Annotated in this window: 20 protein-coding genes and 2 pseudogenes; 8 read left to right on the forward strand and 14 right to left on the reverse strand. The window is 39.0% G+C overall.

The genetic code is table 11. From position 1 onward, the window contains the following. Position 1 precedes the first annotated feature (1 nt). Entirely contained in the window at positions 2–661 is a 660-nt protein-coding gene (locus tag RB214_RS09705) for a hypothetical protein (protein WP_262501180.1), read from the reverse strand. A gap of 75 nt (positions 662–736) precedes the next feature. Beyond that, positions 737–1645, reverse strand: coding sequence for an MBL fold metallo-hydrolase (locus RB214_RS09710; RefSeq protein WP_309166442.1), 909 nt, complete (start codon positions 1643–1645; stop codon positions 737–739). Between the two features lie 484 nt (positions 1646–2129). Here RB214_RS09710 and RB214_RS09715 point away from each other — a divergent pair, with 484 nt between their 5' ends. The 3 genes from RB214_RS09715 to RB214_RS09725 all read left to right on the forward strand — a co-directional run bounded on the left by RB214_RS09715 (position 2130) and on the right by RB214_RS09725 (position 8229). Beyond that, positions 2130–5096, forward strand: a complete 2967-nt coding sequence (locus RB214_RS09715) for a TonB-dependent receptor (RefSeq protein WP_309166444.1) — start codon at positions 2130–2132, stop codon at positions 5094–5096. A 102-nt stretch (positions 5097–5198) separates the two neighbouring features. Next, positions 5199–6749 carry a tryptophan 7-halogenase gene (locus tag RB214_RS09720; protein ID WP_309166446.1) on the forward strand — a complete coding sequence of 517 codons (1551 nt, stop codon included), beginning with the start codon at positions 5199–5201 and terminating at the stop codon, positions 6747–6749. Further along, positions 6742–8229, forward strand: a complete 1488-nt coding sequence (locus tag RB214_RS09725; protein ID WP_309166449.1) for a tryptophan 7-halogenase — start codon at positions 6742–6744, stop codon at positions 8227–8229. The genes RB214_RS09720 and RB214_RS09725 overlap by 8 nt, the downstream gene beginning before the upstream one ends. 82 nt (positions 8230–8311) lie before the next feature. On the opposite strand, the gene RB214_RS09730 is transcribed toward RB214_RS09725, so the two are convergent. Continuing rightward, the gene (locus tag RB214_RS09730; RefSeq protein WP_309166452.1) at positions 8312–10888 is read right to left on the reverse strand and encodes a glycoside hydrolase family 3 N-terminal domain-containing protein; all 2577 of its coding nucleotides are present in this window, start codon (positions 10886–10888) and stop codon (positions 8312–8314) included. A 239-nt stretch (positions 10889–11127) separates the two neighbouring features. Between RB214_RS09730 and RB214_RS09735 the strand changes: the two genes are divergently transcribed. From RB214_RS09735 to RB214_RS09745, 3 genes are all read left to right on the forward strand, one after another. Then, positions 11128–12456: a GH1 family beta-glucosidase gene (locus RB214_RS09735; protein ID WP_039488175.1), complete on the forward strand. Its 1329-nt coding sequence runs from the start codon at positions 11128–11130 to the stop codon at positions 12454–12456. A gap of 32 nt (positions 12457–12488) precedes the next feature. Beyond that, positions 12489–14015, forward strand: a complete 1527-nt coding sequence (locus RB214_RS09740) for an MFS transporter (RefSeq protein ID WP_007583314.1) — start codon at positions 12489–12491, stop codon at positions 14013–14015. A gap of 76 nt (positions 14016–14091) precedes the next feature. Continuing rightward, positions 14092–15093, forward strand: coding sequence for a LacI family DNA-binding transcriptional regulator (locus RB214_RS09745; RefSeq protein ID WP_007583313.1), 1002 nt, complete (start codon positions 14092–14094; stop codon positions 15091–15093). A gap of 19 nt (positions 15094–15112) precedes the next feature. Here RB214_RS09745 and RB214_RS09750 read toward each other — a convergent pair. Continuing rightward, positions 15113–15247: pseudogene (locus RB214_RS09750) on the reverse strand (LysR family transcriptional regulator); the annotation flags it as partial. A 243-nt stretch (positions 15248–15490) separates the two neighbouring features. Here RB214_RS09750 and RB214_RS09755 point away from each other — a divergent pair. Further along, positions 15491–16660 carry an MFS transporter gene (locus RB214_RS09755; protein WP_309166462.1) on the forward strand — a complete coding sequence of 390 codons (1170 nt, stop codon included), beginning with the start codon at positions 15491–15493 and terminating at the stop codon, positions 16658–16660. Positions 16661–16734: 74 nt separating this feature from the next. Here the strand turns inward: RB214_RS09755 and RB214_RS09760 are convergent, their stop codons facing one another. From RB214_RS09760 to RB214_RS09790, 7 genes are all read right to left on the reverse strand, one after another. After that, entirely contained in the window at positions 16735–17250 is a 516-nt protein-coding gene (locus RB214_RS09760) for a M23 family metallopeptidase (protein ID WP_309166463.1), read from the reverse strand. An 89-nt stretch (positions 17251–17339) separates the two neighbouring features. Then, positions 17340–17606: a YrhK family protein gene (locus RB214_RS09765; protein WP_002961829.1), complete on the reverse strand. Its 267-nt coding sequence runs from the start codon at positions 17604–17606 to the stop codon at positions 17340–17342. A 152-nt stretch (positions 17607–17758) separates the two neighbouring features. Then, the gene (locus tag RB214_RS09770) at positions 17759–19099 is read right to left on the reverse strand and encodes an SPFH domain-containing protein (RefSeq protein ID WP_309166465.1); all 1341 of its coding nucleotides are present in this window, start codon (positions 19097–19099) and stop codon (positions 17759–17761) included. Beyond that, positions 19092–19430 carry a hypothetical protein gene (locus RB214_RS09775; RefSeq protein WP_008137861.1) on the reverse strand — a complete coding sequence of 113 codons (339 nt, stop codon included), beginning with the start codon at positions 19428–19430 and terminating at the stop codon, positions 19092–19094. The genes RB214_RS09770 and RB214_RS09775 overlap by 8 nt, the downstream gene beginning before the upstream one ends. Positions 19431–19666: 236 nt before the next feature. Beyond that, on the reverse strand, positions 19667–21154 hold the full coding sequence (locus RB214_RS09780) for a hypothetical protein (RefSeq protein WP_309166467.1): 1488 nt from the start codon (positions 21152–21154) through the stop codon (positions 19667–19669). A gap of 543 nt (positions 21155–21697) precedes the next feature. Further along, the gene (locus RB214_RS09785; RefSeq protein WP_004336087.1) at positions 21698–22108 is read right to left on the reverse strand and encodes a hypothetical protein; all 411 of its coding nucleotides are present in this window, start codon (positions 22106–22108) and stop codon (positions 21698–21700) included. A gap of 512 nt (positions 22109–22620) precedes the next feature. Beyond that, the gene (locus RB214_RS09790; protein ID WP_309166471.1) at positions 22621–23028 is read right to left on the reverse strand and encodes a hypothetical protein; all 408 of its coding nucleotides are present in this window, start codon (positions 23026–23028) and stop codon (positions 22621–22623) included. A 378-nt stretch (positions 23029–23406) separates the two neighbouring features. Between RB214_RS09790 and RB214_RS09795 the strand changes: the two genes are divergently transcribed. After that, positions 23407–23955 (forward strand): hypothetical protein, encoded by a 549-nt coding sequence (locus RB214_RS09795; RefSeq protein ID WP_024595220.1) that lies wholly within the window; start codon positions 23407–23409, stop codon positions 23953–23955. 74 nt (positions 23956–24029) lie between these two features. Here RB214_RS09795 and RB214_RS09800 read toward each other — a convergent pair whose 3' ends face one another. The 3 genes and pseudogenes from RB214_RS09800 to RB214_RS09810 form a co-directional block, all read right to left on the reverse strand. Further along, on the reverse strand, positions 24030–25280 hold the full coding sequence (locus tag RB214_RS09800) for a sodium:proton antiporter (RefSeq protein ID WP_024590868.1): 1251 nt from the start codon (positions 25278–25280) through the stop codon (positions 24030–24032). 291 nt (positions 25281–25571) lie between these two features. Then, positions 25572–25976, reverse strand: coding sequence for a hypothetical protein (locus RB214_RS09805; RefSeq protein ID WP_002963246.1), 405 nt, complete (start codon positions 25974–25976; stop codon positions 25572–25574). Positions 25977–26323: 347 nt separating this feature from the next. Beyond that, a pseudogene (locus tag RB214_RS09810) lies at positions 26324–26410 on the reverse strand (alpha/beta hydrolase); the annotation flags it as partial. Positions 26411–26616: the final 206 nt, after the last annotated feature.

Genomic DNA, 26616 nt, shown 5'->3' on the forward strand with positions numbered 1-26616 from the left:
TTTACTGCATTTGCTTATTAAATGGCTGTTTTTCGCTAACCAATTTTTTAGGGAAATTTAAATCGGTTGCTATAACAAAATCATCGTAAGGATCATTACCCGAAAACAGCTCAGTTATTAATGCATCGTTTTTATAAACATTAACGGTTACACCACTGCCCATACCGCCTGAGTTAATAATATAGTAGTGATATTCGCCGTTACTAAAAAATAAAATACTCTCGCCAATACGCCCTACTTGCCTGTAGTAACTGCCAAATGGTGCATTTGGTGTAGCTTCTTTTTCAAGCCCTATGTCATTTACTCTACCAAATCGATAACTAAGCGATGAGTCATCTTTTGCAACACAAATAGAAAGCACTTTATCGGTAGGCTCTAACTTATAGGCTGTATTTTCATCTGGGTTACGCACAACTTTATGCATTTTTGCGTTAATGTAGGCTGCTTCATTACTATTACAATGTGTTGCTAGCATACCGAGTACTAAAGCGGGTTCGTTTGTTTGAGCTGCTGGAGGTGTGTTTACTTTGAGATTAGAGGGTGAGTTACTTACATTATTATTTAGCTGAGGACTGCCTTGAATTGCCATACTTTGATCTTCACAACCAAACAGAGCAAACAAGAAGAAAGAATAAAAGCTCGCTAAAAATTTAATGCGCATAATAAAATCCATCTATGAGAGAGCCTTTAAAATAGCGATAAAACTAGCGACTCGCAACACCTTATGCGCAATACTTTATAAGTTTATTTTTAAACCATCTTCTGCAAAAACTACGTTACTTTTTAGTGATTTAATTAACGATTTTTTAAATAATTGCTGATTTTTTAATGACCGATTCATAAAATGAGATAGAACCGCCGTTTTAGGTGCAGCCTCAATTAATACCTTAGTGATTTGACTTGGGGTAATGTGTAAATTTTTAGCCCCGCCCGATGCGTTTTCATCAATTGCGTTGTGCATAACCACTACATCGGCATTTTTAGCAAAGTCAGTAAATATGCCTAACTTATTGGTCATGTCGCCTGCAAACACAAGTTCGCATCCTGCTATACTCACTTTCCACGCTAAAGCCGGAATAGGTCCATGGTTAACTGTCATTGCATTAACAGCCAAATCACTTTGTAGTGATTGTTTAAATTCATTTTGTTTTGTTGGTGCAACAGAACGAATATCTAATTTGTAGTTTTCATTACCTTCTATGTAATCACTTAAGTATCTAAATGCGCCCTGCTTACCTAGTAACGCTTGTGCATATTCGTTAGTAGAAGCCATTACACGGTTGCCCTGGGGGCCAAATATCGCAAGTATTTTATCGCGTGATGTAAAGTAACTGCCTTTTATAAAACTAGGTAAATCGCCAGCATGATCAGTGTGTAAATGGCTTAATAATATGGCATCAACATCACTAAATTTTGCACCAGCTTTATCAAACCCAATACTGGCACCAGAGCCTACGTCAACTAACACTCTGGCTTTATTTTCGTGCCAAATAAGGTAACTTGTTGATGCGCGACCATCGTCAAGCTCAGGGCCGCCCGAGCCTAAAATTTGCAAACTTACATCACTACATTGCTGCGCGCCAATACTACTAAACGACGCCATAATTAAAGCGGTTGCAGCTAACCCTTGTTTTACATTGCTCATAATTATTAATACCTATAAATAGTGTTTTAAGTTGAGCCTATGGCTGAGTGTAATAACTAATTTAAGTTTTGTCCTAGTTGAGTGACCAACGGCCTACTTATTAATTTTAGCCCTTACTAAAAGCTGATTTAAACACCTTATAAATGTGTGTAAATAACTAAATGAATCAATAACCGGTTTTCTTATAGTAAAATGTTGTTACACAACTATTTAAAACGATTTTTTATAACCGACTGTAATTTATAATTTAAATAAAATTAAATCTAAAAAAAATACATTTTAAAAACAATTTAGTCTCATTTTATTAAAACAATAGTTGACCCTATTCAAAATATAAACTAGCATTTCTGGAAGCGCTTCCACAAACCATGGTCAAACAGGCTTTTCTGGAAGCGCTTCCACACATTTGACAATATTTATAACTACACAATAACAGCCCCATACAAGCTGTTAATAATAATGATAAAAGCGCGAGGGAAACCGAATGTCCAACCATATTGTAAGAAAAACAAAGATAGCGACCAGCCTATCTCTGATTTTAGGTGCATCAATCTCTTTGCCTGTATATGCACAAGAAGCAAATACAGATGTTGAAGTAATCCAAGTTACTGGTTTTAAAAGCAGTATTAAAGAGTCGACTCGTTTAAAACGCGACGCCGCCGGTGTTGTAGATGCTATATCAGCTGAAGATATTGGTAAATTCCCAGATACCAACTTAGCCGAGTCGCTACAGCGTATTACGGGTGTGTCGATTGATCGCTCAAATGGTGAAGGCTCTAAAGTAACGGTTCGTGGTTTTGGCCCCGACTACAATATGGTAACCCTAAACGGGCGTACAATGCCGGCGGCATCTTTGCCTGCAGGCGGTGGTACACCCAGCTCTCGAGCATTTGACTTTGCAAACTTAGCGTCTGATAGCGTTAAATCGGTTGAAGTATATAAAACGGGTAAAGCTAGCATTGCATCAGGTGGTATTGGCGCAACAATTAATATTAATACGGCTCGCCCGCTCGACAATCCAGGCTTTGTTTCAAGCATTGGCTTAAAAGCATTACACGACTCAACAAACCGCGTTGGTGATGACATAACACCTGAGCTTTCGGGCTTAATTAGCTGGACCGACAGTGAAGCTAAATTTGGTGCCTCGTTAACTGCAAGCATGCAACAGCGCGATAGCTCATCAACAGGTGCGTTTGTAAATCAATGGAACACATCAGCTTTTGACGGCACAATCCCACAAGCTGCAGACGATATTGTTTTAACTAATGCACCCGCCGTTGGCCAGCTTTATTCAATGCCATCAGATTTGCGCTACACCATTGCTGACAGAGAACGTACTCGTACAAACGCGCAATTAACGCTGCAATACAGCCCTATTGACGATTTAACAGCCACGCTTGATTACACGTATTCTAAACAAGATTTATTCGAAGCCCGTGCTGAGCAATCAATATGGATGGATAACTACAAAAGCGCGCTAACATTTGACGACAACACGGTAAAAACTCCTATTTATTACCGAGAAGAACGTCGCGATCAGCAAACACGCGATTTAGGTTTAGCGTTTCAAGAGCTAAACCAAGTTAACCAAAACGACTCTATTGGTTTAAACGTTGAATACTATTTCAATTCAGAATTGAGCTTTATGTTTGATGCGCACAATTCAAAAGCCACTAGCAAACCAGATGCACCTTACGGCAGCTGGGTAAACGCAGGCTTGGGCGCAAACGTAGTTAACGCACAAGAAGTTGATTTTAGCCGCGAACTTCCATCAATGAGTATCGATTTTGATGATTGCCGCCGAGACAACCTAAATTGTAATAACACATTAGATGCCTCTGATGTGGGTACGTCTATTTTAGATTCTAACTTTGCTCGCCAAGAATCTGAAATTACAGAATTTAGAATCCATGGTAAATACGAAATTGAAAACGGCGCAATTGACTTTGGTATAGAGTCTCGCTCTATGGAAAGCCATTCACTGCAATCACTTACACGTAATACAATGGGTAACTGGGGTATAGAAAACCCAGGCGAACTACCTGATGGCTACCTAAACCCAACAAACTTTTTAGCTGAGTTTGACGACTACGATACATCAGGCTCGTTCAACCAAGGTTATACCGGCAGCGCATCGCAAATTGGTTACTGGGCAGGTGAAGAATACGGCTTTAACTTTGCAGCAGATGGCGCATTTGCAACAAACCGCACCATTGAAGAAGACATAACCGCAGCGTTTGTGCAATTTACTTACAATGGTTACATTGGCGATATGCCATACAACATTGTGATTGGCGCGCGCCAAGAGTCTACCGACATTACCTCAACGGCTAATATCGACTTACCTAACGCAGTAGCGTGGGAAGGTAATAACGACTTTAATGTTCGTTTTGGCTCGGCTAAAGAAGATTTCACGCTTAAATCTAGCTACGATCACTTTTTACCAAGCTTTGACTTTGATATAGAAGTAATCGAAAACGTAAAAGCGCGTTTTTCTTATAGCACTACAATTGCTCGCCCAACTTACGATAACTTAAGTTCAGCAGCGACTGTTGGTGTACCAGGTGCCCCGACTCTTTTAGCGGGTTCTTCACCGGCTACTGCGTCAACAGGTAACCCTGGTTTAGTGCCGCTAGAATCTGATAATATTGATGTATCGGCTGAGTGGTACTTTGCAGAAACAAGTTATGTGTCGGTAGGTTATTACACTAAAGACATCGAAAACTTTATTGGTTTAACCCCCATGACGCAAAACTACTACGGATTACGCGATGCAACAGCGGGCCCTCGCGCTCAAGCTGCCATTGCTGAGCTAGAATCTCGCGGACTTGCCCTAACCGATTCAAACTTATTTCAAATGGTTGCCGCAACAGAAAATGGCGTTGATTTTGACTCTATGACCTACGAAGAGTTTGAAGCCGCTTACGATGTAATTGCTAACAGCGACGACCCATTACTAGAATTTACAGCGCAAGTACCTACCAACAATAAAAATGCCACTATTGATGGTTTTGAAATTGCCTTTCAGCACTTTTTTGGTGAAAGCGGTTTTGGTGTGCAAGCAAACTACACCACAGTTAATGGCGACATAGACTTTGATGTAAACGCTGACCCTACTACTACACAATTTGCACTAGTGGGTTTAAGCGATACAGCTAACTTTATTGCAATGTACGAAAACGATGATTTTCAAGCACGTATTGCTTACAACTGGCGTGATAAGTTTTTAAATAGCGCAGCTCGATACGTAAACGAGCCAGGCTTTACTGAAGAATATTATCAAATCGACTTTAATGTTGCGTACAACTACAGCGAGCAACTATCGTTTTTTGTTGAAGGCCTTAACATTACTGAACAAAACAGCCGCGAACATGGCCGTACGTCAGTACAATTGTGGAACCTACAACAGCTAGGTGCACGTTACAATATTGGTATGCGTTACAACTTCTAAAGGTAATACAAAGTAAAGCCGTTAGTTTTTACTAGCGGCTTTTTTGTATTTAAAACAGTATTAATGCTAGTTTAATTGTTATCAACTTTAGGGTGTTAACTCATGACCAAACCAATAACAAAAATAGTCGTTTTAGGTGGTGGTACTGCCGGCTGGCTAAGCGCAGGCTTATTAGCTGCCGAACACCCGCACCTTGATGTAACGTTAGTGGAGTCGGCAAACGTGCCTATATTGGGCGTCGGCGAAGGCACATGGCCGTCAATGCGCAACACCCTACAGCGCATTGGCATTAAAGAAAGTGATTTTCTAACCCAGTGCGACGCGTCATTTAAGCAAGGTTCTAAATTTATAAATTGGCGCAACCTCAGCGAGGGAGAAAACTACTACCACCCTTTTATGAATCCACAAGGCTACGAGCACACTAATTTACACGCCAGCTGGCAACGTATTGCACCTAACCAAAAATTTGCCGACGTTGTTAATATGCAAAGCTTTGTATGCCAAGCAGCACTTGCACCAAAGCAATTACAAACACCTGAATATGCAGCAGTTACCAACTATGGTTATCATTTAGATGCGGGTAAATTTGCTGAATTTTTAAAAAATCACTGTGTTAAAAACCTAAACGTTACGCATATTATTGACGATGTAACTGAGGTTATTAACGACGATCATGGCTATATTGCCTCATTAAAAACAAATAATAATGGCGATATAACAGGTGATTTATTTATAGATTGCTCAGGCTCTTGCGCTCGTTTAATTGGTGAGCATTTTAATAGTGAGTTTATAGCGCAAGATCATATTTTATTTAATAACAGCGCTGTTGCGGCGCAAATACCTAATGCACACATCAATCAACCAGTTGCCTCTGCTACGCTATCTACAGCGCAAAGTAACGGTTGGATTTGGGATATAGCCCTGCCAACGCGCCGTGGTACAGGTTATGTATTTAGTACTAAATATCAAAGCGATAAAAGCGCAACAAGTACACTTAAAAGCTACATAGCCAAAAGCACCAGTGAGCAACAAGCTGAGCAACTTAACTACCGCGTATTAAAATTCAGCCCTGGTTACAGGCAAAAATTTTGGATTAAAAACTGTGTTGCCGTTGGTATGTCTGCTGGCTTTTTAGAGCCTCTTGAAGCGTCAGCACTTGCCATGGTTGAGCTTTCAATTAGCATGATAAGCGAGCAACTCCCGCAAAACCGCGCCCACATGAGCCAGCTTGAAACGCGTTTTAATGAGCGTTTTAGCACTCGTTGGCAGCGCGTTATTGAGTTTTTAAAACTTCATTATGTGCTAAGCGAGCGCGACGACACTCCGTATTGGCAAGATATTAGTAATTTAAATACCGCACCCGAGCGCCTGCAAAACTTACTTAAACTTTGGCAATTTCAGCCCCCTAGCCGCTTTGATTTTATTGAAAACGAAGAAGTGTTTTCATCAAGCAGTTACCAATACGTTTTATATGGCATGGGCTTTAATACACAAACAATCTCTGCACAAAATACATTTAACGACCCACGTGCTGGGGATTACTATTATCAGCAAAATCGCGATAAAATAGCGCAGTGTTTAAATGGACTGCCAAGTAATCGCGCGCTTTTAAATCACCTTTTATCAAACAATGGGCAGCCACATAATGACTAAAACAAACGCTGTTAAAAACGTAGTAATTGCTGGAGGCGGCACCGCTGGTTGGATGGCCGCAGCAGCACTTGCTAAACTAGTTGGCAACAATATAAACATAACCCTTGTTGAATCTGACGATATTGGCACTGTGGGTGTTGGCGAAGCAACAATTCCGCCTATTCGTACATTTCATAAATTGCTGGGTATAAACGAGCAAACATTTATGAAAGCCACTCAAGCAAGCTTTAAATTAGGTATTAGCTTTGAAAACTGGGGCGATGAAAACACGCATTATATTCACTCATTTGGCGCAACGGGCAAAGAATGTTGGGCGGGTGAATTTCATCACTTTTGGCTGCAAGGTAAAGCACTCGGAATAAACAACCCATTTGGCGATTACTGCTACGAACTGCAAGCGGCTAAAGCCGGTAAATTTGCGTTTAATCAGCAAAACCCTATTAACTATGCCTACCATATGGATGCCACGCGTTACGCACAGTTTTTACGTGAATTTTCAGAGCCATTAGGTGTAAAACGCATTGAAGGTAAAATACAAAAAGTAGTAAAAAACACTAAAATGGGCCATATAGAATCATTGATTTTAAATAATGGCGAGCACATTAACGGCGACTTTTTTATTGATTGCACTGGCTTTAGAGGTTTATTAATAGAGCAAGCATTGCATACTGGCTACGAAGACTGGTCGCATTTACTACCGTGTAACAGCGCCATTGCGGTGCAAACAAAATCAACCAGCGAGACCGTATTGCCACTTACCCGATCTATTGCCCACAAAAGCGGCTGGCAATGGCGTATACCGCTGCAAAACCGTGTAGGCAACGGATTAGTTTATTGCAGCCAATATATGGATGACGAACAAGCCAAAGCGCTATTATTAAGTAACATTGAGGGCGAGCCGCTTACAGAGCCACGTATTATTAAATTTAAAACAGGGCGCCGCTTAAAAGGCTGGAACAAAAACTGCTTAGCGCTTGGCCTTGCTAGCGGTTTTGTAGAGCCACTTGAGTCCACCAGCATTCACTTAATTATGTCGGGTATTATCCGCTTTATGCGTTTATTTCCGTTTAATGGCATTACCAATCACGCCATTGACGAATACAACAAACAACTTAAAAGCGAAATTGAAAATATTCGCGACTTTATTGTGCTGCACTACAAAGTAACTAATCGCGATGACAGTGAGTTTTGGCAACATTGTAGCGCCATGGAAGTGCCAAAAACACTTCAGCATAAAATTGATTTGTTTAAACAAACCGGCCGTGTATTTTTAGATGATGGCGACATTTTTAGAGTCGATTCGTGGGTACAAGTTATACTTGGTCAAGGTATTGAGCCTAATCAACATCACTTAATAGCCAGCATGATGAGCGATGAAGAACTCACCCGTTTTTTACACGGTATTAAACAACAAATAGAGCAACGCGTCAGCCAATTACCGCCTCACCATGAGTTTTTAAAGCAGTATTGCCCAGCATAAAAAAACCTTAAAAAAGCCCTTAAAAAAGCCCTTAAAAAAGGGCTTTGAGACAACACAATAAACTTAACTTATAAGCACTCTACTACTCACACTTAACTACGGCGCTTTCAGCGCCTTGTGGTTCAAAGCTAATATCTGCAACTGAAACGCTAAGTTCTCCTGCCGTTTTAATAATAAAAGGGCTGGTTACTCTGGCAAAATCAACGCCCTTTTTAGCAAAACACGTTAAATCTATACTCATGGTTTGCCATTTATTTAAATCCGCATTTTCAAGATCACGGGTAATATCAAGCTCGCCGCCACAGCCTAGTTCGCACTTCATTGCAAGGTATGTTTGTGAGCTAGGTATTTGGTTTACTTTATAGCTAAAGCTTAGGGCTGAATTTGCTTCAATGTAGGCCACTTTGTCTTCGGTAAAGTTGCTATTAATTTCGATATAGCTGGCTGCAGTGCCATCAAAATTAAATTGCATCGCATCTTCTTGAATCGCTTTGTCTTCAGTGCGATAAGTAATGCCGCCAAGTTTTACACTGTTACTTGCTACTTGGTGCTGCTCGCTGTTTGAATTTAAAAACAAACGCCACGGTGTTTTAAAACTGCCATTAAATATAGATAGCGGCGCAAGGTTACTAATATCAACACCTGAGTCTTCATTTAGATTATTGGCAAGCGTACTTTCATCTTTATACGTTAAGCCAAAGCCATAGGGTAATAATGGTGAGTAATCAGCATCGCCCTTATTTACTGCGGTTTGTAGTGGCGATTTAGGCCACGAAAACGACAACTTACCTTTAAAGTCATACTGTACTTGCCCATTTTCATCCGATAATAAAACATCAGCAATGCCTTGCCCTTCAGTGCCAGGAAGCCATGCTGCTACAAATGCATCTGACGCGTTAAGCTCGCTGTTAACCCACATTGGTCTGCCCGATATAAACACCGACACCACCGCAATACCTTGCTGCTTTAATGTTTTTAATATTTTAAGAGAGCGTTTATTGTTACGTTCAAACTCAAGGTTGTCTTTATCGCCATGTCCCTCTGCGTATGGTTCTTCACCAAATACAACAATGGCTACATCGGGTTTGGTATTAAATTCACCCGTTGGGCTTAAAATAGCGTTACCGCCAGCAGCCTCTATTTGCGCTTTTAACCCCGCATAAATAGACGTTGCCCCAGGGAAATCTGCATTTTGATTATTAGTTCCCTGCCACGTAATACTCCAACCACCCGATTGCTTGCCTATGTTATCGGCCGCATCGCCTGCTATGAGTATGTTGCTTGATGGGTTAAGCGGTAATAAATGGTTGTTGTTTTTAAGCAGTACTAACGACTCTTGTACCGCTTGGCGGGCAATATCGCGATGTGCTGGCGCACCTATTAGTTTTAATTTACCTGAATATTTTCGATTTGCGGGGCTTGGTTTATCAAATAAACCTGCACGTAATTTAACGCGTAAAATACGTGCTACGGCGTCATCTATTCGCGCCATTGTTATTGTGCCCGCTTTTACTTGTTTAATTGTATTTTCATAAAGTGGCTTCCAAGCACCCGTTGGCACCATAAAAATATCAAGCCCCGCATTAACAGCTTGCGGGCAACTTTCATTTGTACAGCCTGCAACTTGTCCGTGTCCGTTCCAATCTCCTACAACAAAGCCATCAAAACCCATTTTTGTTTTTAATACATCGGTAAGTAAGTATTTGTTGCCGTGATTTTTTTTACCATTCCAGCTATTAAACGATGCCATAACCGACTGACTACCTGCGGTTAAGCCACCTATATAACCTTGCGCATGAATGTTATATAACACCTCTTCGCTATCAATGTTATCGCCTTGATCGTCACCATCTACTGTGCCGCCATCGCCTAAAAAGTGCTTAACGGTACTAATTACGCGTTTATCACTTAAAAAGTCTTCATCGGCTCTGCCTTGCAATCCGTTTACAATTGCGGCTGAATACTCACGTACAATTGCAGGGTCTTCTGAGTAGCCTTCGTACGTTCTGCCCCATCGGTCGTCGCGCACAACCGCAACAGTTGGTGCAAACACCCAATCTATGCCTGTTGCCATTACTTCTATTGCCGTAGCTGCTGCAATTTGCTCAATTAATGCAGGATTATTTGCTGCACCTAAACCAATATTGTGCGGAAATAACGTCGCCCCAATCACATTATTATGGCCATGTACGGCATCGGTGCCCCACATGGTCGGAATTTTACTGCCATCAATTGAGTCATCAACCGAGGCTTGGTACATGCTCTCAGCAAGTGTTATCCAATCTGCAGGCGTTGCATGCTTATTAGCATTCGGGAACGAGCCACCGCCATTTAAATACGAACCAAAACCGTATTTGCGCATATCTTCAACACTAATATCGCGAATTTCAGGTTGGATCATTTGCGCTACTTTTTGCTCAAGCGTCATTGTTTTTAAATACTGTGCAATTGTATTTTCAATTTCAGGGGTTTTAACAACTTTGCTTTTAAGCGTTGGCCAAAGTGATAAATCACCTTGCTCATGTTCAGCCTTTTTGGCTACGGCGCTTTGGCTATTATTTGCGTTAATCTCTTGTTTATTACACCCACTTAAAACGCACAATCCTCCAATTAAAATGGGGAGCATGTGTAACCTGTTAGTGTTTAAGCTTTTTTTCATTTTTATAGCCCTGTGTTGTGTCAGTGTGATCTTGTGAGCGCCCATTTGTTATTTAAATTTAACTATTGACCTGTTTAACAATAGCCACTAACCTAAATATGGAAGCGCTTCCTTAAAGTTATTAAATACCATACTTAGTGATTAATCAAATTAAATATGGAAGCGCTTCCAATAATGAATTTAATATACGCTCTATACAAAGCAAACTTTACCAAAAAAGAAGCAGAGGTTTTCTCTTAATGAAACAATTATCTTTACCTAGTGGCTCACCACTTTTAGCCAAAAATTTTACTTATGGTGTAGCTACGGCCTCATTTCAAATTGAAGGCGGCGCAGCTGATCGCCTGCCATGTATTTGGGATACCTTTTGCAGTAAAGAAGGCAAAATAGTCGACAATTCAAATGGCGATGTAGCCTGCGAGCACTACACTCGCTGGAAAGACGATATAAACTTAATTGAATCATTAGGTGTAGACGCTTACAGACTTTCGATTTCGTGGCCGCGCGTAATGACTAAAAGCGGTCACTTAAACCCGACAGGCGTTAAGTTTTATACCGACATTTTAGATGAATTAAAACGTCGTAACATTAAAGCTTTTGTAACGCTGTACCACTGGGATTTACCACAACATATTGAAGACGAAGGTGGCTGGCTTAACCGTAACACCGCTTACGAATTTGCACATTACACAGATTTAATTACCAAAGCTTTTGGGGAACGTGTGCACTCTTACGCTACCTTAAACGAGCCTTTTTGCAGCTCTTACTTAGGTTACGAAATAGGCGTACATGCACCTGGCATAGTAGGTCGCGAATTTGGTCGTAAAGCCGCGCACCACTTATTACTGGGTCACGGTTTGGCTATGCAAGTACTTGCTAAAAATAGCCCAAATACGCTAAACGGTATTGTACTTAACTTTACGCCTTGTTACTCAGTTACCCAAAGTGAAGACGATTTAAAAGCCACCGCATTTGCTGATGACTATATAAACCAATGGTACATGCAGCCTGTAATGCAAGGTAAATACCCTGATATTATTAAGCAATTACCTAAAGCCCACCGCCCAGATATTTTAGATGGCGACATGGAAATAATTGCTCAACCGCTAGATTACCTAGGGGTTAACTTTTACACCCGCATGCATTATCAAGCAAGCGAAACCGACTTTTACCATGAGCTGCCACATAAAGCGCCAATGACCGATATAGGCTGGGAAATTTACCCTAAAGCGCTGACAGAATTACTTGTATCGTTAAACGAAAAATACACCCTACCGCCTATTTATATTACCGAAAACGGCGCAGCCATGGCTGACGAATTTAAAGACGGTGAAATCAAAGACAACGACCGTATTGAATATTACCACGAGCATTTAAATGCCCTACATAACGCAACTGAGCAAGGCGTAAAAGTACATGGTTACTTTGCGTGGAGCCTAATGGATAACTTTGAATGGGCAGAGGGATATTTAAAGCGCTTTGGAATAGTACACGTAGACTACAACACACAAAAACGAACTGTTAAAGCCAGCGGTAAAGCGTACAGTAACCTAATAACTAGCCGATAATTTATCGGCTTATAACAATAAGAACACACACTGTGAACAAACTCCCTTTATACGAAAAAGTCGGTTACGCCATGGGCGATGCCGGCGCTAACTTAGTATGGCGCGGCGCGCTTGCTTATTTAGCGGTGTTTTACACCGATACATTTGGCATATCGGCAGCCGCCGCTGCCATGTTGTTTTTGGTGGTAAGGCTATCTGATGGCGTAACCGATATTATTATGGGTATGATTGCCGATAGAACGCAGTCGCGCTTTGGTAAATTTCGCCCGTGGATACTCTACTCGGCACCATTTTTGGGCTTGTTTATGGTGTTGTGTTTTACTACACCCGACTTTAGCACCACCAACAAACTTATTTATGCCTACGTAACTTATATAGGTTTAACGCTTGCTTACACCGTAAGTAACGTGCCCTACTCGGCACTTATGGGCGTAATGACACCAGACGATACAGAGCGCACAAAGCTCTCTGGTTTTAGGTTTGCAGGTGCGTTTACGGGTGGCTTATTGGTTATGGGTTTTTTACCTGAGCTAGTAGCTTTTTTTGGTGGCGGCGACGATGCCAAAGGCTATCAGCTTACTATGTACCTATTTGCCAGCTTACTTATTATTTTAATGATTATAACGTTTGCGACCACCAAAGAGCGTGTAACACCGCACGCCTCAAATGAAGGCAATTTAAAATCAGAGTTGTTTGATTTAACCAAAAGCCTGCCATTTATAATCCTACCTTTGCTTGCTACCACCCTGTTTTTTTATTACCGCGATTTATACAGCGGCGTATTTTTTGCCCTTGTTATGGCCGCAATGACATTCGTTATTAAAAAATTGCTCAATAAAGATAAACAAAGCTTAACGGGATCACAGCGCGATATGGTTGATCTTCTGACCAACAAACCTTGGCTGGTATTACTCGGCATTGGTTTTTTAACCATGATGTTTAATGGCATAAAATACGGTGTAATTGCGTACTACTTTAAGTACCACGTAGCTAATGAACTCATGGCTGGGCAATACTTTATCGCTTTATTGGTTGTATCTATATTAGGCGCACTTGCCACAGGCAAATTGGCCGAAATCATGGGTAAACGAAACCTATTTATTGCATCATTAATGCTTAGCGGCATACTCACTACTGCATTTTACTGGGTACCTAGTGATAACCTTATTGCTGTATTTACCTTTGGTTGCGCTGCTGAATTTTTTGCCGCGATGATGCCAACATTATTTTTTAGTATGCTTGGTGATTCAGCCGATTATTCAGAGTGGAAAAACAAACGCCGCGCTACAGGCTTAATTTATTCTGCGGGTACATTTGTACAAAAAACCGGTGGTGGATTTGCCGGTGCATTAGTATTGGTGGTACTTGCAGGCTACGGCTATAACGGTATGGATGAGCTAACAATTACACAAGCCTTACCTGGTATGCAGCTACTTATGAGCTGGATACCTGCCGCATTTGCTTTTTTAGGCGCCGCATTGATGCTTATTTATCCGCTTACTTCAGCGATGACGCAAAAAATAACAGAAGACTTAGCAATTAGACGCAGTAATGTGTAAATTAACTTTTAATGACCCTTCGCATTTTATATTTTTTATAAAGCGCGAGTAAAAATACATATAAGCTAGGACATCAATGGCGACAATTTATCAAGTATCAGAAATGGCAGGTGTGTCTTTATCAACTGTTTCAAGGGTACTTAACGACAACGACTACGTAAGCAAAAAAACTAAAAAAAAGGTATTAGAAGCAATGAAAGAGCTAGGCTATCAGCCAAGTTCTATTGCTCGCTCTTTGGCGTCAAGCACTACAAACAGCGTCGGTATTTTAGTTTCTGAGTTGGATGGTCCGTTTTTTGGTCAAATGATGTCAGCCATTGAAGAGCACCTTCGTATTGCGGGTAAACACGTTATTATTACCCCTGGGCACAGTGACGAGAAAAAAGAAAAAAGCGGCTTTGAATTTTTAATAGGCCGTAATTGCGACGCTATTATTGCCCACGTAGAAGCGGTATCAAACGAGTACCTAATTGAGTTAAGTAAAGGCAAAACCCCTATTTACTTAATGAGCCGCTACGTTAAAGAAATTGAAGAAAACTGCATTAGCCTCGATAACGTAATGGGCGGCTACTTAGCCACTAAAGCCATGATCAACAAAGGTCATAAAAACATTGCTTACATAGCAGGCCCGCAGTTTAAAGAAGACGCGTCAAATCGTTTAAAAGGTCACAAACAAGCCCTAGCAGAGTACAACCTAACCTTTGACGAAAACTTATTTTACATAGGCGACTTTAAAGAAACCGGCGGCAGCGACGGCTTAAGGCATTTTATTCAAAATAAAGCGCAAATAACCGCCCTTGTATGTGCCAATGACGAAATGGCATCGGGTGCTATGAAATACGCCCGCGAACACGGTTTTAACCTACCAAAAGATTTAGCCATTATTGGGTTCGATAACGTAATTTTTACCAATTACCTCTACCCAACACTGACTACTATAGATAACCCAGTTCCCGAAATGGGCCGAGCTGCGGCTAACTTAGTACTTAAAGACATTTATAAAAAAAGCGGCATAACAGTAAAGCACGTGTTTCAGCCAAAGCTTATTTTAAGAGACTCAACACCCGACATTAATTAACTTTAAACCGAATTTAAATCTAGTTTAAATCTAAATTATGTAACTCGTTACGCACCCACTGCGTATCCAAATATTGCTCTACGTGCTGCTGCGAAAACTTTAAAAAGTGACGTGCAGCATGCGAGATGCGCCTATCTGCTTGCATTACAAAAAACTCTATTCAGACATAAATGCTCACAAATATAAAACAATATCTACATGAAAAAACTACAATAAAAAGCATAATAGATCCGATAATTTACCAAAGTGATCGTTTTAAAGTTTATTTATATTGTTTAATAAAAAATCACTTTACTTATTTTTAATTTGGCTCTAAATTCGCGCAAATTTTATTATTAAAGTAACCTCTAAAACTCTAAAACAGTGGTTATTTACCTTGATGAGTCGATAAACACACATGGCCGAATCAGCCGCCACAAGCACCTCTAATAACCCTTTAGCACCCGTTATCGGGCTGTCATTTTTTGCTATTGCATCAGGCTTTTTAATGAGCCTTATTCCGCTGTCGTTACCTGCATTTAAACTTGATGAAAACCTAGCGCCTTGGCTTGCGAGCATTTTTTACTTTGGCTTACTTATTGGCGCCACCACAATAGAGCGCATTGTGGTAAAAATTGGTCATCGCTTCGCCTTTATATTATTTTTAAGCTTATTAATAGCAAGCGTGCTTGCACAACTTGCACTACCAAATACCGTTAACTGGTTAATTGCACGATTTGTAGCAGGTGTTGCTGTTGCCGGTGTGTTTGTCGTTGTTGAGTCTTGGTTATTAATGACCAACACAGCAAAGTCGCGTGCTAAACGTTTGGGTTTATACATGACCTCACTTTATGGGGGCAGCGCCGTTGGTCAGCTTGCTATAGGGCCGCTTGGCACCGAAGGTTCAACGCCTTATTTATTTGTAGCCTCGTTATTATTTTTAGCTATTTTAGCCCCTTTATTAATAACCAAAGGTCAGCCCGAAAAACAGCACCTTGAAAAACTACCACTAAAAGAAATAAAAACATTAAGCCACCCAGCTATGCTCGGATGCTTAGCATCGGGCTTATTACTGGGCCCTATTTACGGCTTAATGCCGGTGTATATTTCAGCACAAGCTGATCAAGCTCAGTACACAGGAACACTTATGGCGGTTATTATTTTAGGCGGCATGGTCGTGCAGCCGCTTGTGAGTTACTTATCTACTCGGCTTGAAAAAAGCTTATTGATGGGTATGTTTTGTTTAGTAGGCGCAGCCGGTGCTGTGGGTATATTACAAGCAAACACTTTAGCAGGATTAATAGTGAGCTACTTAATACTAGGCGCGTGCAGCTTTGCACTTTACCCGATTGCTATAACACTTGCGTGCGACTCATTGCCAATGGCAAAAATAGTATCGGCAACTGAGGTTATGCTGCTCAGTTATAGTATTGGTTCGGTATTTGGCCCTATGCTCGCCGCAAATTTATCTGATGCACCCAACGGTATTGTGTTTTATTTAGCAGGCTGTTTAATCACTACCTGTATTTATATGTTTATTAAAAGCATTAAAAATATACGCGCGGGTAAAACCCCAGTTGCAGGCTAATTTTTAGCTTAAATACACACTTGTTTATTAACGGATTTTAGCTGTTAAACATCTTGATTTAACAGCTAAAACTATTATTTAGCAGTGAGTTTTTTATGTGGGCTCAAAAAAAACATCTTTTTCCACCCTTGGTTTTGCGTTGTAAAAAGCCACGGCATAGGCACTAACGATAAAATAGAATAATGCACATGAGACTGTTTTCCTGCGGCATTTCCGGTATCGCCCAGTAAGCCAATTTGACTGTTTATACTTACTACATCACCTGTACTTACCGAGTAGTCATTTAAATGTGCAAAATAATGCACGCGCCATTTAGGCCCAAGCACCGCAACCACCTTACCACCACGGGTTAACTCACCTGCAAATATAACAATACCGCTTGTTGAGGCAACTACGGGAGTATTTTTTGTGCCAAAAATATCAATTCCTTTGTGCACACCCGACCTACCCCAAGGCTCGTACCAAAACGTGTTATGGTTCCAATCTTTACTTGTGGCACCTTGTACCGGAATCATTATTTTTTCGGGAATTAGTAAGCCTATAATTAGTAAAGTAGCTATTCCAATTGCAATCCACTTAAGTACTTTCACTTTTCTATCCTTGATATTTAAATAACTTATACTGGTAAATTATTAGCCATAATAACTGAACTCATCATGAGTCGTATTTATGGTTTTATTTATGAAGTTTTATTTGAATGAAATACCCGACTAACATGTACTAAGCTGATCAATTTCAAAACAGGTTTTATAAGTAATTGAGCACTGCCCGCTATAAACAACCATGTGCCACTTTCTATTAGTGAGTCATTTAAAAAGAAAAAACTGCCAATTAAAAACCACACAGCAATCAAAAAATCGTTAAACGCTCCCAGCGCTTCATATCGTCGCTGAATGGTAATATGCTCTTGCCCTAAATCTAAAATAAACTGATTACTGGGGTCCATAAGTACTGCTCACTCTTTTATTTCATAATTTAAAAAGCTTGTTTTCACAAGTTAAGCCGCACCATACAATAACAAAATTTACGCAATAAAAAACGCTGGCCAATGCGAATCAGCCAACGTTTTTATTGTTTGTGAAATACTTAACTAATCGTTTATTTTTTCTCTTTTTCTAAACGCTTTTTAAGACTCAATGCAGCATCGGCGGCTAATAAACGCATAAATTCAGAGCCATTACTTTGCTCGCCTTGGCCTGCGCCTATTACAATTTCAGGCACTAAACGGCTATTACCTAGGCTTGTAAATAAAGCGGTTTGAATTTTAACTTCTGCTTTTAGCGTTTCATCAAATACATACTTTGGATCAAGTGCAGCAGACTTAGCTCTTAAACGAGCCTCAGCTAAAACGTCCATACCTAATGCTTCTAAACGTTGTTGCTTTAAAATCTCTTCTTGCTCTTTTGCAAGCTCCGCTTTTACAGCCACTCGTTGCTGGGCAGAAATAATAGCATTTGCCTTAATTCGTTCAGCATCAATTTGCTCTTTGATTTTTAGCTTTTCAGATTCAGCACGTTGCTTAGCAATTGCTTGTTCACCTAAAGCCACTTCAGTACGCGCTTGTTGCTCTGCTTTTTTAAGGTTTTGACGCGCTAGCGCTTCATCAGCAGCAGCCTGCTTTTGGGCTTCAAGGCGAGCATTTACTTTGCTTTCGTAGTCAATATCAATAATGCTGGCATCAACTACTGTAATACCGTAAGCGCCTAAAATAGGTGCATTACGCAGTGTATTACCCTCATCATCCATTTTAATATTAATAGTGACACGTTGCTGTTTACTTAAATTACCTAAATCGTCAGATTTATCGCGCTCACCCGTACTAATAATTTGTTCAGTAACAAAAATACCGTTTGTTAATTGATCAGCAAAATCTTGGCTTAATTGACCATTACCACCAGAGTAATGTTGCTCTACCGACATCATACGCGCCGACGCTTTTACATTTTCAGTGGTCGCACGCATTAATAAATTAGATATTAATGTTTCTTGTGAACCAAACTCTTCGTGTATTTTAAGTAAACCACGTAGAGCACCCGACTCTGCTGCAGGTACATTGCCTGGTAATCTAAAACGAGAAACACCTCGTGCTCCACCTGTTGTGGTATCTAAAAATCGAATCGGAATTAATGGCACAATTGCGCTTGCTGTTGCACCGGCATCGCCAGTAAAGTTAATCGAAATTACTTTTTTATAAGCGGATGTACTACCAAATGCTTTTAAGTAAGGGCCGGCTTGATTTATTACGGTTAAGTTACCTGTAAAAGCCGATTGATGCACTAAACGCTCATCTGCTTCATTCCACGAAACAACTTGCGATGTAAGGGTTGCTATCACGACCAATACAACAGCAATTGATGACACTATAATTACATTACGACGACCAAATCGACTCATAAATGAGTCACTTTTTACTGCTGGGACTGCTTTTTCGCTATCCATTTTTATTACTCTCCATGTTTAATTTCTTTTTAACAAAGTAAATAATTTCCTGTTCACTCAAATGTGCGCAAAAGCTACCAGAGCGATGTAACTCAACGAATGTTGCAAGGATTTCTTCTTTACCTTTAGCTGTTTTATCTTGGTTTTCTTGTGTTTGATTTTTTTCTGTTAGTTGAGTGATTAAATCATCAACTATCGTGTCTTTATCAAACAGTACGTTGTATTCCTTGGATTTTCTTACCCGACTTTTATGTACGTTGCTGTAAATTACATAAAGTGCAACGCATAAAATAATAACAAGTAAACTTAACCCTATAATATAAAAAATCATAAGCTCTACTTAAATTAGTTTAAATACTTAATGAGCAATAACAATTGTAAGCATCGCTTAACAAATGTTAACCCAGTAATTTTACAGTAAACCCGAGTAAAAAACAGATTAAAAATAAAGTTCATCAGGTATACAGTTATAACCGCACATAAAAGTAAGCTTTTTCAAACAAAAAAATGCCAGTCAGTTATTAACTGACTGGCACTAAGCTAATATTTATTAAAGTGCTTTTTAAATTATTCGCATTGCACCCAGTCAACACCATTTTCACCGCACTCATGCAGCATTGTTCCATCTTCTCGGCGGGTATCTCTAAACCATTTCCCTTCAATTGTTTTAATAATACGTACGTTGTCTGTGGTTTTGTATTTACGCCAAAAGCTAGCATCAATAGATGTTTCGTCATCAAACTTATAGGGCATAGCAGCGAGTACGGTCACTAAATCTTGAGTTTCTAAGTCAGCAGCTTTGTCTTTAACATTTACCCAATTAGATAATGTTTGAAAGTCGGCATTTTCCTCTCTAAAGGCAAAGTCAGTTTGGTAAAACGATCCTGACTCAGTATAGCTAATGCTAAAACCTCGCTCGAACGGTGTATCTAAATTAGCACTAACGCATTCATCAGCTGTAGAAAAGTTAACCGATGGGCTTGTATTATCAACGCCATAAAGCACATTGCTTTGCTCAAAACTAACGTTCTCAATGCTAGAGCATCGGTAAGTACGATCGGCGTTAATGTAAACATCGTCTCTAACTGTTAATGTTCCATTTAACGATTCTTCGCCCCAAGGCGTATCTATTGAATCCAATCGAGATAAAATAACGTCAATTTTGTCGAGTTCGTCTGTATTTTGAAGCTTTACTTGCTCATAAATAAGTTCAGCGCCTGCAAAAATAACTTTATCGCGGTACCATGCATTTTCAAATCCATACTCTGCATCTTTTGCTGTGTCTTGGTAAATCACTGCTCTTACTTCTTCTGCATCAGGATACTGAGCATCTAGCTCTTGCTTGAATTTATAGGCCGCTTTTAGTCCCTTAACAATTGCTTGTGCTCTGTCGTAAGCGTCGCTGTCGTTAGTAGCGATAAAATCTGAGTAAATTTGCTCTGTCGACAAATTATAATGCGCAACCAAGTTTTGCATAACATTTGTTATTTCGCTTTGAAGGTTTGCAAGTAGCTCAGTATTTTCTTTAAGTGCATCACAACTTAAATTATTGTTACCACTTTTTTGTAATTGAAGGCTCAACTGTTCCCAAATAACGGTTGTTAAAGGCGATATATTTCGAATATCTTCATCAGTCAAAGCCTCAATTGAGGGTGGAAATGACATTTGATACGCTTGTGTTACCTCTCCTAAGTCCTCGTCAATTGCGCCAACCGGTACATCAACGTACATAGTTGAATACGGCACACACAGCGCCTGCTCTTCTGTAAAATTAAAACTATAATTACCCGATTCTTCAGATACTACAGAAGGTTCTGTTTGCTCATTAAAAGTACCATCGCCATCAATATCCAGCCATACTATTGCACCAGATACATAACCATCAATGACCTTTCCAGTAAGAGAGATAGTGTTAACTTCTACGGGATCTACTTTTACGGGATCTGGCTTAGCTACAACTGGCTCTACAACGGCCGCCTTATCACCGCCACCACATCCAAAAAGGCCTAGCGTAAACGCTAATGAAATAGCTAACTGACTTTTTTTAAAAAACATACTAAGACTTCCTTTTTTGCACTTTAATTATTATTAAAAATCATATTGTTATAAGTTACTTTAATACAAAATAAGTAATGCCAACCTGCTTATCTATGGGACCTAGTTAACGTTAAAAAATTACGCTAGAACGAGGCAAAAATTTTTATATCTAGTTGTTCTAAATAAAATTTTAACGACGTTATAGTGCAATTTAATTTGTTAAGTTACTCAAAGATTTATGCAGGTTGGTATAAATTTAAACAACAGAAATTTATTGAATTTTTATGGGGGGATGGCAACAAGTTAACATGCCCTGTACCTATATAGTGACACAGCATGTTATATTTAGCTCTTACATTTGTTAATTAAATAAACACACTATTCACTTTTATTCACTAATATAAGCTATATGTACCAAGTTTAAAGGGGGTTGGTGGTAGAGAGTTTTTTGTAAGCAAATGTGTTTTTAATACAAATACAAAAACCCCACGTTAAACTTTACCTAACGTGGGGTTTTGCTACTCGCAAATTTTACAGCTAATTCAAGCTATAAAGTTAATCTCAAAGAGATAACTCTTTTTTAGCGCGAGTTAAGTTATGCGTTACAAGTGAGTTTTTAGAAATTTGAACTGCTTCATATAAATCAGAAATACCAGCAGTGTCTTTTTGAGCCTTAATACGTGCTACACCACGGTTACTTAATGCAAACGATGTAAGTTCACGTACTTTTAAACGCGGACCATGGCTTTGCTTAAGCAATGCAATTGCTTGTGTACAAATAGCTTCTGCTTCTTCGTAGTTTCTTGCTTCAACATTTAAAGCACAGCTATTAAATGATTTTTCAAATGCGGGTGCTGCAGTTACAGAGTCTTCAATAACCATTAATTTATAATCACCTTGATTAGCCATTGCAGCAGCTGAGCAAGTTAATAATGAGCCAAGAGCGATGGTTTTTAAAAGTGTAAATTTCATGATTATATTCCTAATTAATTAAGTCGTACTTGTTGCCGACAACTAAACTTTAGAGTGTTAGCTCAATTACCACAAACGATAAAAACAAACCTAATAAGTGAATAAATCTAACCTATAGACTTTAGTCTAACACCTGTAAAAATACTTAGTAATTACAATTAGTTAAAAACCATGAAAATCACTAAACAATAAATAGCAAAATACATATTTTTATTTTTAATAATACCAATTCGCTTAATTAAGTGGTCTATTTTGAGGATGGAAAAACGTGTTGATAGCTAGGCAAAAAATTCGCTATTTGGTTGTTCTAAATGATAATTTTTTAACGCAGGTAGCGACACGTTTAGCCCCGCAAAATGATTATGTATTATTGCGGATTGGTATAACACAATACAAAGTTAATAAACACAAAAAAGCCGATGTTGGGGTTTAATCCAACATCGGCTTTTTTACTCTCGCAATTTTATATCATGCTTTAGTAAGCACTCTATAAAACACGTTATAAAGGTTTTTTATAACGATAATTCTTCTTTAGCGCGAGTTAAGTTGTGCGATACCATTGAGCTGTTAGACAATTTTGATGCTTCGTATAAATCAGCAAGTGCAGCTGTATCGTTATGCGCTTTTAAACGTGCAACACCACGGTTGCTTAATGCGAATGATGTAAGTTGGCGTACTTTAAATTTAGGGCCATCTGCGTCTTTTAAAAGTGCGATTGCTTTAGTACAAATTGCTTCCGCTTGCGCATAATTTTTTGACTTAACATTCAGTGCGCAGCTATTAAATGATTGCTCAAGTGGCTGTGGCGCTGTTGCAGTTTCAATAACCATTAATTTGTAATCACTTTGATCAGCCATTGCAGCAGCTGAACATGTTAATAGTGAGCTAAGAGCGATAGTTTTGATAAGTGTAAATTTCATGATTAATTTCCTGTAAGTTAAGTCGTACTTGTTGCCGACAACTGAACTTTAGAGAATTAACACAACTCCGACAAACGATTAAAACAAACCTAATAAGTGAAGAAAATTAACCTATAGACCTTAGTCTAATACGCTTAAATTTTTTCTATATATTTAAACAACTTACGCACCAACAATCGTGCCTAAAATCGCTACTTTACGTTTTAAAATGTATATAATTATTTATGCTTTTTTTTAGTTGGTTTTATTTTAAACACCTTACTTTGGCATAGCTGAGTAACTATCAAACAAATTTATACATTTAATTACATGCAATACTAAGTTATGTATTTATAATTACGGCTCTGGTAACTTTTCATCATTAATGGGTTAACTTTTTTGAAACACATACTTTCTCTTTTTGTTTTATTAAGCACGCTTTTATCATTTAGCCAAAATGTTAACGCAAGGCTTTTGCTCGGTAATGACATGCCTAACACCGGTATGTTTATAAAATCAGAATTTAATGGCGATAGCAGCATTACATCTGCAGGTGTAGAAATGATGGTTAAGCAAAATTACAGTAACTTTGGTGTTGTTTTTACCAGCGCAATTGGCGCGGCAGTAATCGATAATAAACAAGGCGAGCAAGAAGAGTTTATAACGTGGGACAACGGCATGAAGCTTGGTTATTTTAATGACTTTTTTATATACGCCGAGCTTGGCTTAGATCTGTTCGAACTTGCCTTTAAAAACGATAGAGGCGATAACACCTACCAAATAGAAAAATCGAACAACGACATAGACGGTTACGCAGGTATAGGTGCGGGTTATCACTTTAAGCCATTTAAAATAGAAGTATTTACCCGAGCACGCCAAATAGATGGCGACTACTGGGAAGCACAAGAACATATTTACAGCGGTGTGCAGCTCAGCTTTACGTTTTAATTGCCCTTTTTTTATAAGAAAAATAAAAAGCGTGTGAAATACAGCTATTTCACACGCTTTTTAAAAAATTATATTTAACGGATAGTTTTGGCTACTTTACCAATACTCAAACCCTGAATTAAAATAGAAAACACCACAACCGCATAAGTGAGAGCCAATAAAATATCGCGCTCGTTCCCATCAGGTAGTTGCAATACCAATGCAACCGAAATACCACCACGCAAGCCACCCCAGGTTAAAACTTTCCACGCACCAGATGGCAACTCTAATTGCTTATTAAATGTAGTGGTTGTTATACCCACAACAATTAAACGTGCGAGTAACGCTATTAAAATTGTTAAGCCACCAGCAATAAACAAATTACTCGAAAATGCAATCATGACGACCTCAAGCCCTATGAGTACAAATAAAATGGCATTTAAAATTTCGTCAATCAGCTCCCAAAATAAATCAACGTAATGGCGTGTTTTGTCGCTCATAGCCATACTACGACCATGATTGCCCACCATTAACCCCATCATTACCATTGCAAGAGGGCCCGACAAATGCCAATGGCTAGCCAGTGCATAACCACCAATAACGCCCGCTAAAGTAAGGAGTACTTCTTCTTGGTAACTATCAATACTTTTAAGTAAGTAATATAAAATACCACCTAATACCAAACCAAAAACAATACCGCCACCGGCTTCAACCGCCAGCGTGTGCGCTACATAATAAGTTGTAGGAATATCACCACTTGATAAAACACCCAATAAAAGCACAAAAATAACCACGCCAATACCATCGTTAAACAACGATTCACCCGCAATCACGGTTTCAATACTTTTAGGCGCCCCCGCAGATTGTAAAATACCCATTACCGCAATAGGATCGGTTGGCGAAATTAATGCACCAAATAGTAAACACCAAATAAACGCTAAATCAAAACCGAGCAAAGGGAGTACTAAATAAAGCGCACCAGCAATAATAACCGTAGATAGCAACGTACCCACACAGGCCAAAATACCTATTGGCAATTTATAGCGCCTTAAATCGCTAACATTTACATGCAGCGCCCCAGCAAACAGCAGCATAGAGAGCATGCCATCAAGCAAAACTTCAGTAAAATCTAACTGATCGAGCAAGCTCACTTCGTAATCTATAAGATCATCAAACCCTAAAAAGCCCAAAAATATAGCGCCGATAGATAAAAGCATCGAAATAACCATAACGCCAATGGTTGTTGGCAAGCCAATAAAGCGATGGTTTACATAGGTGAGTAACGCGGTAATTGATAAAAATATCGCACTTATTTCAAGTACGCTTAGGCTGGTTCCTGGTGCCATGGTTTAAATCTCAATATTTATTTAATGATGCCTTGCTCAAAACAAGCAAAGCAGAAGGGTTATTATTTTTTATACGGTTATCTCGCATTATATTCGCGTAGCCTAAACAAGCATACCCAAAATATTAATTATAAATACACCCTACTCTGTTAACGTATTTAAAGTATTAACTCACGCGTTAAATAAAACAAAAAAACCCATGTTAGGAATTAACCTAACATGGGCTTTTTTACTCTCGCTATTTTATAACATGCTTTTGGTAAGCACTTTATAAAAGCGTTTATAAAGTGCTTATAAAGAAAGCTCTTCTTTAGCGCGAGTTAAGTTGTGCGATACCATTGTACTTGTCGACATTTGGTTTGCTTCGTATAAATCAGCAAGGCCAGCAGTGTCGTTGTTCGCTTTTAAACGTGCAACACCACGGTTACTTAATGCAAACGATGTAAGTTGGCGAACTTTAAATTTAGGGCCATCTGCGTCTTTTAAAAGCGCAATTGCTTTAGTACAAATTGCTTCAGCCTCAGCGTAATTTTTTGACTTAACATTCAGTGCGCAGCTATTAAATGATTGCTCAAGTGGCTGTGGCGCTGTTGCAGTTTCAATAACCATTAATTTGTAATCACTTTGCTCAGCCATTGCAGCAGCTGAACATGTAAGTAGTGAGCTAAGAGCGATAGTTTTGATAAGTGTTTTCATGGTCGTAGTCCTGTTATGCCAATTGTTTAAATTAGTGAGCTTTTTTAGCGTCAAGAAAATAGCTTAATAACAAGGCAAAAATTATGAAATATAGTCGTTCTATATAAGTAATTTTTAACGCAGTTAGTGAGTTATTTAATTCGCTAAAATGATCATGTTTTAATAAAATTGGTATTAGTTAGCCGTGCTTGTTGCCGACAACTGAACTTTAGAGAATTAACACAAAACCGACAAACGATTAAAACAAACCTAATAAGTGAATAAATCTAACCTATAGACTTTAGTCTAATGCCAAATTACTAATTTACGGCAATTGGTATTTATACAATCAGCAACCAAACCAACACCTATTTAGTACGTTCAAGCAACTTAACTACTTGGGCTACAACCATTTCTGGCTCATCATTTTGCGGATAGTGATAGCTCTTATTTGTGGTAAATTATTCATAATCAAAGATGAAGCGACATGATTTTCAGAAGGAAAGGCACTAATACTAATAAACAGGGTAGCTTTATTGATATTAGTGATTAGCCTAGACTCAATGTCAATAAATACGAACTTATACTTTTGTAATTAATTTTCTTAATTCAGAAGTAGTTAATATATTGAGTTAAAAAAGTTATCTAAATGGATATTCCT

The sequence above is a fragment of the Pseudoalteromonas sp. HL-AS1 genome (assembly GCF_031198785.1).
Taxonomy (GTDB): Bacteria; Pseudomonadota; Gammaproteobacteria; order Enterobacterales; family Alteromonadaceae; genus Pseudoalteromonas; species Pseudoalteromonas distincta.

Excerpts from the sequence above, each read along its gene's own strand:
- RB214_RS09705 (WP_262501180.1), bottom strand. The coding sequence starts at position 661 with ATGCGCATTAAATTTTTAGCGAGCTTTTATTCTTTCTTCTTGTTTGCT.
- RB214_RS09710 (WP_309166442.1), bottom strand. The coding sequence starts at position 1,645 with ATGAGCAATGTAAAACAAGGGTTAGCTGCAACCGCTTTAATTATGGCG.
- RB214_RS09715 (WP_309166444.1), top strand. The coding sequence starts at position 2,130 with ATGTCCAACCATATTGTAAGAAAAACAAAGATAGCGACCAGCCTATCT.
- RB214_RS09720 (WP_309166446.1), top strand. The coding sequence starts at position 5,199 with ATGACCAAACCAATAACAAAAATAGTCGTTTTAGGTGGTGGTACTGCC.
- RB214_RS09725 (WP_309166449.1), top strand. The coding sequence starts at position 6,742 with ATGACTAAAACAAACGCTGTTAAAAACGTAGTAATTGCTGGAGGCGGC.
- RB214_RS09730 (WP_309166452.1), bottom strand. The coding sequence starts at position 10,888 with ATGAAAAAAAGCTTAAACACTAACAGGTTACACATGCTCCCCATTTTA.
- RB214_RS09735 (WP_039488175.1), top strand. The coding sequence starts at position 11,128 with ATGAAACAATTATCTTTACCTAGTGGCTCACCACTTTTAGCCAAAAAT.
- RB214_RS09745 (WP_007583313.1), top strand. The coding sequence starts at position 14,092 with ATGGCGACAATTTATCAAGTATCAGAAATGGCAGGTGTGTCTTTATCA.
- RB214_RS09755 (WP_309166462.1), top strand. The coding sequence starts at position 15,491 with ATGGCCGAATCAGCCGCCACAAGCACCTCTAATAACCCTTTAGCACCC.
- RB214_RS09765 (WP_002961829.1), bottom strand. The coding sequence starts at position 17,606 with ATGGACCCCAGTAATCAGTTTATTTTAGATTTAGGGCAAGAGCATATT.
- RB214_RS09770 (WP_309166465.1), bottom strand. The coding sequence starts at position 19,099 with ATGGATAGCGAAAAAGCAGTCCCAGCAGTAAAAAGTGACTCATTTATG.
- RB214_RS09775 (WP_008137861.1), bottom strand. The coding sequence starts at position 19,430 with ATGATTTTTTATATTATAGGGTTAAGTTTACTTGTTATTATTTTATGC.
- RB214_RS09780 (WP_309166467.1), bottom strand. The coding sequence starts at position 21,154 with ATGTTTTTTAAAAAAAGTCAGTTAGCTATTTCATTAGCGTTTACGCTA.
- RB214_RS09785 (WP_004336087.1), bottom strand. The coding sequence starts at position 22,108 with ATGAAATTTACACTTTTAAAAACCATCGCTCTTGGCTCATTATTAACT.
- RB214_RS09790 (WP_309166471.1), bottom strand. The coding sequence starts at position 23,028 with ATGAAATTTACACTTATCAAAACTATCGCTCTTAGCTCACTATTAACA.
- RB214_RS09800 (WP_024590868.1), bottom strand. The coding sequence starts at position 25,280 with ATGGCACCAGGAACCAGCCTAAGCGTACTTGAAATAAGTGCGATATTT.
- RB214_RS09805 (WP_002963246.1), bottom strand. The coding sequence starts at position 25,976 with ATGAAAACACTTATCAAAACTATCGCTCTTAGCTCACTACTTACATGT.